Origin of the sequence: Pandoraea sp. ISTKB (genome assembly GCF_001721285.1) — a bacterium.
Classification (GTDB): domain Bacteria; phylum Pseudomonadota; class Gammaproteobacteria; order Burkholderiales; family Burkholderiaceae; genus Pandoraea; species Pandoraea capi.
In genome coordinates, this window is the sequence record NZ_MAOS01000082.1 from 1 (window position 1) to 6,222 (window position 6,222).

Annotated in this window: 7 protein-coding genes; 3 read left to right on the forward strand and 4 right to left on the reverse strand. The window is 60.2% G+C overall.

The genetic code is table 11. The annotated features are described in order from the left end of the window. Nucleotides 1-196: 196 nt before the first annotated feature. Both A9762_RS25120 and A9762_RS25125 read right to left on the reverse strand, forming a co-directional pair. Nucleotides 197-2,077, reverse strand: coding sequence for a methyl-accepting chemotaxis protein (locus A9762_RS25120; protein WP_069344706.1), 1,881 nt, complete (start codon nt 2,075-2,077; stop codon nt 197-199). A gap of 206 nt (nt 2,078-2,283) precedes the next feature. After that, nucleotides 2,284-2,781 (reverse strand): low affinity iron permease family protein, encoded by a 498-nt coding sequence (locus A9762_RS25125; protein ID WP_069344707.1) that lies wholly within the window; start codon nt 2,779-2,781, stop codon nt 2,284-2,286. Nucleotides 2,782-3,003: 222 nt separating this feature from the next. Between A9762_RS25125 and A9762_RS25130 the strand changes: the two genes are divergently transcribed. Continuing rightward, nucleotides 3,004-3,966 (forward strand): hypothetical protein, encoded by a 963-nt coding sequence (locus A9762_RS25130; protein WP_069344708.1) that lies wholly within the window; start codon nt 3,004-3,006, stop codon nt 3,964-3,966. Between the two features lie 297 nt (nt 3,967-4,263). Further along, nucleotides 4,264-4,731 (forward strand): hypothetical protein, encoded by a 468-nt coding sequence (locus A9762_RS25135; protein ID WP_069344709.1) that lies wholly within the window; start codon nt 4,264-4,266, stop codon nt 4,729-4,731. A 13-nt stretch (nt 4,732-4,744) separates the two neighbouring features. Here A9762_RS25135 and A9762_RS25140 read toward each other — a convergent pair whose 3' ends face one another. Together A9762_RS25140 and A9762_RS25145 are read right to left on the reverse strand one after the other, a co-directional pair. Then, on the reverse strand, nt 4,745-5,410 hold the full coding sequence (locus A9762_RS25140) for an ATP-binding cassette domain-containing protein (protein ID WP_240493711.1): 666 nt from the start codon (nt 5,408-5,410) through the stop codon (nt 4,745-4,747). Further along, nucleotides 5,407-5,676: a metal/formaldehyde-sensitive transcriptional repressor gene (locus A9762_RS25145; protein WP_069344710.1), complete on the reverse strand. Its 270-nt coding sequence runs from the start codon at nt 5,674-5,676 to the stop codon at nt 5,407-5,409. The genes A9762_RS25140 and A9762_RS25145 overlap by 4 nt, the downstream gene beginning before the upstream one ends. 109 nt (nt 5,677-5,785) lie before the next feature. Between A9762_RS25145 and A9762_RS25150 the strand changes: the two genes are divergently transcribed. Further along, nucleotides 5,786-6,222, forward strand: a 437-nt coding sequence (locus A9762_RS25150) for a nickel/cobalt efflux transporter (protein WP_139133396.1), incomplete at its 3' end; no start/stop codon positions are given.

The following is a 6,222-nucleotide window of genomic DNA, read 5'->3' on the forward strand; positions in this document are numbered from 1 at the left end:
CAGCTTTCGCCACTACCCCCTCAAGATAGCGTGTCTACCAATTTCACCACGTCGGCTTTGTCCTGCAAGGGAGCGCGATTGTAACGGGAAATTTATGTTTTGTGAATGCTTCGCTCACGAAACGGCCCCGTCTTCATCGTATATATCGCGCGCGCTCGCCTGACACGAGCCGACGTTTGCGGTGGCAGCGCTCCGCTCAGGCGGCGAGCCGTTGCGCGCTGCCCACCAGCGACAGCGACGGCGCATGCCCGCTGCCAAAGCCGTGACCTTCACTCGATTCCCGCAGACGGAAGCGCGCCACCGTCTCCGCCAGCATGCGGGCCTGTTCGCTGAGCATGGCCGACGCGGCTGCCGACTCCTCCACCAGCGCCGCGTTCTGCTGCGTTGCCTGATCCATCTCCGACACCGTCCGGTCGATCTGGCTGATGCCAGCACTCTGTTCGGTCATCGCCCCGTGAATCTCGCTCACCAGACGCTGCACGCGCGTGATGCCGTCGACGATCTCGTTCATCGTCGTGCCCGCCGCCTGCACGCGCTCGGTACCGCTCTTCACGTTCTGCACCGACGTCTCGATCAGCGCCTTGATCTCCTGCGCCGCCGCTGCACTGCGTTGCGCCAGCGTGCGCACCTCGCCAGCCACCACGGCGAAGCCGCGACCCTGCTCGCCCGCGCGGGCGGCTTCGACCGCGGCATTGAGCGCCAGAATGTTGGTCTGGAAGGCGATGCCGTCGATCACGCTGATGATCTCGGTGATGCGCTCCGACGATTGCGTGATCGCACCCATCGTGCCCACGGCGTCCGTCACGACCTGACCGCCGCGCGCGGCAGCCGCGCTCGCCTCGTTCGCCAGACGCGTCGCGTGCTCGGCGGTGTCGGCCGTCTGCTTGACGCTGGAGGTCAGCTCCGTGAGTGCCGACGACGTCTCCTGCAACGACCCGGCCGAGGCCTCCGTGCGCTGCGACAGATCGCGGTTGCCCATCTCGATCTCGCTCGTGGCCGAAGTCATCGACGAGACCCCGGTGCGCACGTCCAGCATCACATTGCTGATCTTGTCGACGAAGGCGTTGAACGACTGCGAGATTTGCGCGACTTCGTCGTGACCGGAGACGTCCAGACGCTGCGTCATGTCGCCGTCGCCCGAACCGATAGTGTCCATGGCGTCGCGCACCATCGACAGGCGCTTGAAGGCGCGCGAAGTGAAGATCGACGCAATCAGCAGCGCGGCCAGCGTGAGCACCACCAGCGTGACGACGGTGGCCGTCAGCACATGCGTGAGGCCGGCGGTGGCCTCGGCACGGTCGAGGGCGACGACCAGATACCAGTCGGTGCCCGGAATACGCTTGGCCTTGAGCAACTTGGCCGCGCCGGAGAATTCCATCGAGATGGGTTTGGCGCCCTCGGCGGCGATGCTAGCCAGCGAATCCGCCGTGAGCGTGGCGGACACATCCGTGGACGGCTTGAGCGAGTACTTGCTGTCCGGGTGCGCGATGACCTGTCCGTCGCTCGACACCACGAGCGCGAGGCTCGACGGCGTGGGGTGCACGGCCTTGATGATGTCCTGCACGCCCGTGAGTGCGACTGCGCCGCTGATGGCGCCGGTGGTCTGTCCGTCGCGCACGAGCGGCGCGGTAAAGGCGACGTAAGGAATGCCCGTCGACGAATCGCCGTACGGCTTGGTGACGGTCAGCTTACCGGCGGCTACCGCGCTCTTGTACCAGGGACGGGCGGTCGGATCGTAATCCGGCGGCGTGGGAGCGGTGGAGAAGAACGTCTTGTCCGACCAGCCGATGCTCGTGATCGGGAAGTCGTTGGTCTTGCCCATGAGCTTCACGAGACCGGCCGGATCGCCCTTCTCGACCACTTGCGACGTGGCGACGACGGCTTGCGCCTTGTCGGCGGACCAGCGTTCGATGGTGGCGGCGCTACCGTTGGCCACGGCGGAGAGGGTGTGCTCGATGCTGGACATCATGCTGTCGCGCACGACCACGTAAGTCGTAATGCCTGAGAGGATCAGCGCGCCGATCACCGTCAAAGAGGTGATGAGCAGAATCCGGGTTCGCAACGAAGTGACTTTCATGGGCTTTCATCGGTAGGCCCGCGAGCGGGCCGTTGACAGGGGGCGACTGCCCGGGCCGGACTGCCAGCGCCGTTGCAGCGAAACATGGATGCCATTGCGTCCTTACTCTCTGCGCTTACGGCTCAACGCAGCGGTAACTTTAGTGAGCGCAGATCAATGCGAGTGTGTTGCGCTTCAACGCAGGCCCCTGTCGGCCTCAACCGGACTCAACGGTCGCGAGGGTCCGATTTCGGTGCGTGAAACTGAGGCGATTGAGTGTCGTCCTTGTCATCACCATCGCCATCGTCGTTGTCCTCGTCGATGATTGGCGAATCGGTATCGGGATTGCCCTGCCGCAGCGCGAGACGTGCTTTGCCCGCGAGCGCTTCGTATCGTTTGCGAAAGCGGGCGAGTTCCTTTTCGTCGAGTTCTTCGAGGTCGAGCAATGCGTTGTGCGCGCCTTCCATGGCGCGAATCAGCTCGTCGAGTTTGATGTGCATGGCCGCCGTGTCGCGGTTCTGCGTGTTCTGGATGAGGAAGACCATCAGGAAGGTGACGATGGTGGTCGAGGTGTTGATGACCAGTTGCCACGTGTCGCTGTAACCGAACAGCGGCCCGGTCAGCGCCCAGATCAGCACCAGCACGACGGCGAGCACGAATGACACCGGTCGTCCGGTCAGCGTGGAAAGGTAGCTCGAGAACTTCGAAAACCATTTGCCGTTCATGACCGTCTCCCGTTTTGAAACGATAGACGGATGATGGCACAGACGTTGCCGGCGCAGATTCGCTACCCGTCGAGACTATTCCCCATGCGGTTGCGTTGCGAACGTCCCAAGTGCCATCCCGTTGATTCACGGTTCCAAAGCGGCGAGTTGAAAAGCGCAAGTGCGCCGCGCCATCGGTGCCAATCTGGAACTCCGATCAACGGAATTTGAAGGAGTGGGAACATGGAATCGATTTCGAATTTGAGTGTGACGGTGCCCGCCGTATCAAACGCTGTTCCTGACGAAGCGAGAGGGAACGATACGGTCCAACTGAGTCGTGACCTGAATGCCGCCGCTCAGGCGCCTGCCAATTCGTCGTTACCGATGTCGGAGTCTCCGATTACCTCTTTGCGCACCAATATCGCGACACGTTCGGTAAGTTGCGTGGATAGCGAGGAGAAGATCGAAAATGCAAAGCAGGAGATGTGGGAAATGATTCGTGATGGCGTGTCGTCAGACCACACCATGATCATGCCGTACTCATTCATTGAACTGGGTGAGGAGGGTCGGAAGCGGGTGGCCAAGCTGACCGTCGCCTGGGTATTTACTCCGATCAATGGTAGTACGGAAAAGTGGTTCGACTGCCTGACAAGAAATGAAGCGATCAAAGAGTATCTAAAGGATACGGTGTCAGAAGACGTCAAAAATGATGTCAAAAGCGCCGGATTGCGGAGTCTTCTCGGAGGTATTGAGTGCTACGAGATGTTTAGTGGAAATTCGAGCCGCAGCGTGACGACACCTCTGGCGTCACCCACGAATATCGCGTTGAGTTCGGTAACGGGGAAGGACAGTGAGGCGCGGGTCGAAAACGCGAGAGATGAGATGCGGCAAGTGATTCGTGATGGCGTGAAAAGATGTCACGACATGATCATGCCAAACTCGTTCATGCTGCTGGATGATAGCGAAAAGAAGAAGGTCGCCAAGCTGACGGTCGAGTGGGTGTTTACTCCTGTCAATCCTGGATCTGAGAAATGGTTCAATAGGTTGATCGGAAATGAGCAAGTCAAGCCTTATTTAAAAGGAACTGTATCTCGTAACATTTATTCCCAAATTGTCATTATCAGCTCAGGCATTGTCCCTGGCGGCAAGCCGCCGTTGTGGTATGTCCGCGAAAGGATTGGGCAGCTTGGCATGTATCGTAAGTGAGTGAGGATAAGGGGGGCGCTGGCGTTTTTCCTCCAGAAAACCTCTTGCATCGCTCCCCTGTCGGACTTTCAGCCAACGTTGGTGGTATTGAACGTTTGAGAGCGCAGAAAAGTGGAGACCCGTGCTCGGCTTGCCTGCAAGGTTGATGTGCGGAGCGCCCCCAAGCGCTTTCCTATTGCTTTGCGTGGGATTGCGCCGCGCGAATCCCGAATGGCAAAGATGGTGGTTTGTCTCGCAAAGGGTGGCGCTATGTGAGTGACAGGATGAAGACTCCATTCACTCAAGGAGTCAAAGGTCATGGAAAACACAGGCGCCATCAACACCGCCGCATTGCAGCCGATCAGTTCACCCGAGTCGTCGCCGCCGCAGCCCAACGCCCCGATCGCCAAAGACCTCGATAAGGCGAAATCCGCGCCGATGTCGACGTCTATCAGCACTTACTCATCGTTGTCGTTGCCCGATTGGGCCTACTCGAAGTGGGCCGCCATGCACGAATCCCAGGACGGTCATACGTACGATGAGCTCGTCGCACAGTTGGCGCGTGAGCAAAACTGTCAACCGAATGACGTATCGGTCGAACTGTTGAAGAACATCAATTGCCTCGAACCATCGGTCCGATTTGGCGCATTCAAAGCGTTCAGCAATTCGGATCCGATGGACGACCGGTTCTTCAAGTTTCGCAATGACGACTGGCTGAAAAATTTCGAGGAAAAGGATCGGGCTGCGGTACGCAACGCGCTCTACCGAACGCCCATCCAGATCTGAGCGCGGATCGACGTCAACCTGCGCTGTTTCCCGTCAGATCGGCAAAGCCGAGGGTCGTCGCCTGACAGCCCTCGGCAAGTTCGTCGTCATGCGTCGAAAAAAGCACGCAATGGTCTTTGCCGAACAATTTGAACAAGTCGATGAGCACGGCGCGTGATGGTCCGTCGAGGCCGCCACTCGGTTCGTCGGCGAGGATCACGCGAGGCGCGCCGAACAGCGTGGCCGTCAGATAGAACTTGCGGCGTGTGCCCGTCGACATCTGGTCGAAGCGCTTCTCCATGTGCGGCATCAGGCTGAAGCGTTCTGCCAGATCCAGCACGTCGGCGCTGACCGTCGTGCGACGCTGCGCCGCGCGCTGCTCAAGGAAATCCCGTCCCGTTTGCGACGGCTCAGTCAGGCAATCGAACGGCACGACCGCCAGTGCGGTTTTCGCCGCCTCGGGTGCACTCTGCATCGAATGGCCGTCGATCCACACCTTGCCGTCACCGGCGTCGACCGTACCCGCAAGCATGCCGAGCAGCGTGGTCTTGCCGCCGCCGCCTTCGTCGCGCAATGCGAAGCAACCGGCGCCGGCGCGCAGGCCGAGACGCTCGAAAAGCACGAAATCGTCGAAGCGCCGGGTGAGCCCTTCAAAGCGAAGTAGCGGTTCGTGATGCATGACGTCGCGCATTTCACTCATTTCAGGTAAGCCTTGATGACGTGAAGCAAGGGCGCCAGTTCGGCGTCACGCTGCGCCTGATCGGGCTCGTTGATGACGTGATCGACCAGATGGCCCTCGATGACCGCGCCCATCAGCCCATTGATCGCGCCGCGAATGGCAGCGATCTGCTGAAGGATCTCGACGCAGTCGCCCTCCTCACTCAACTGACGCTCCAACGCCTGCGTCTGCCCCTGAATGCGACGCACGCGTGCGAGCAGTTTGTTCTTGTCCCGAATCGTGTGCACGGCCGGTCGCGCTCCTGTCTGTCACGAGTTAGATGGAAAAAATGCTAACACAAATATACTGAGGGGGAGTATATTGCGCGGACGACGTTTCCTTATCGAGTGATGTGCCATGACCGAGTTCTCGACCCTTCTCCAGCAAGGCAATGCCTGGCTGTTCATTCCTAGCGCGATCTTGCTCGGTGCGTTGCACGGGCTTGAGCCGGGGCATTCCAAGACCATGATGGCGGCGTTCATCGTCGCCGTGCGGGGCACTGTCGGGCAGGCGGTATTGCTCGGGCTGTCGGCCACGGTGTCGCACACGGCCGTGGTGTGGCTCGTCGCCATGGCGGGTTTGTACTTCGGGCGAAACTGGAATGCCGACGCGACGGAGGCGTACTTTCAGGCGGCGTCCGGCGTGATGATTCTCGTGATTGCCGGGTGGATGCTCTGGCGCACATGGCGCGATAACGTGCGTGCAAAGGCGCATGAGGCCGGACACACGGATCATCCTCACGACCACGACCACGACCACGACCACGACCACGACCACGACCACGACCACGACCA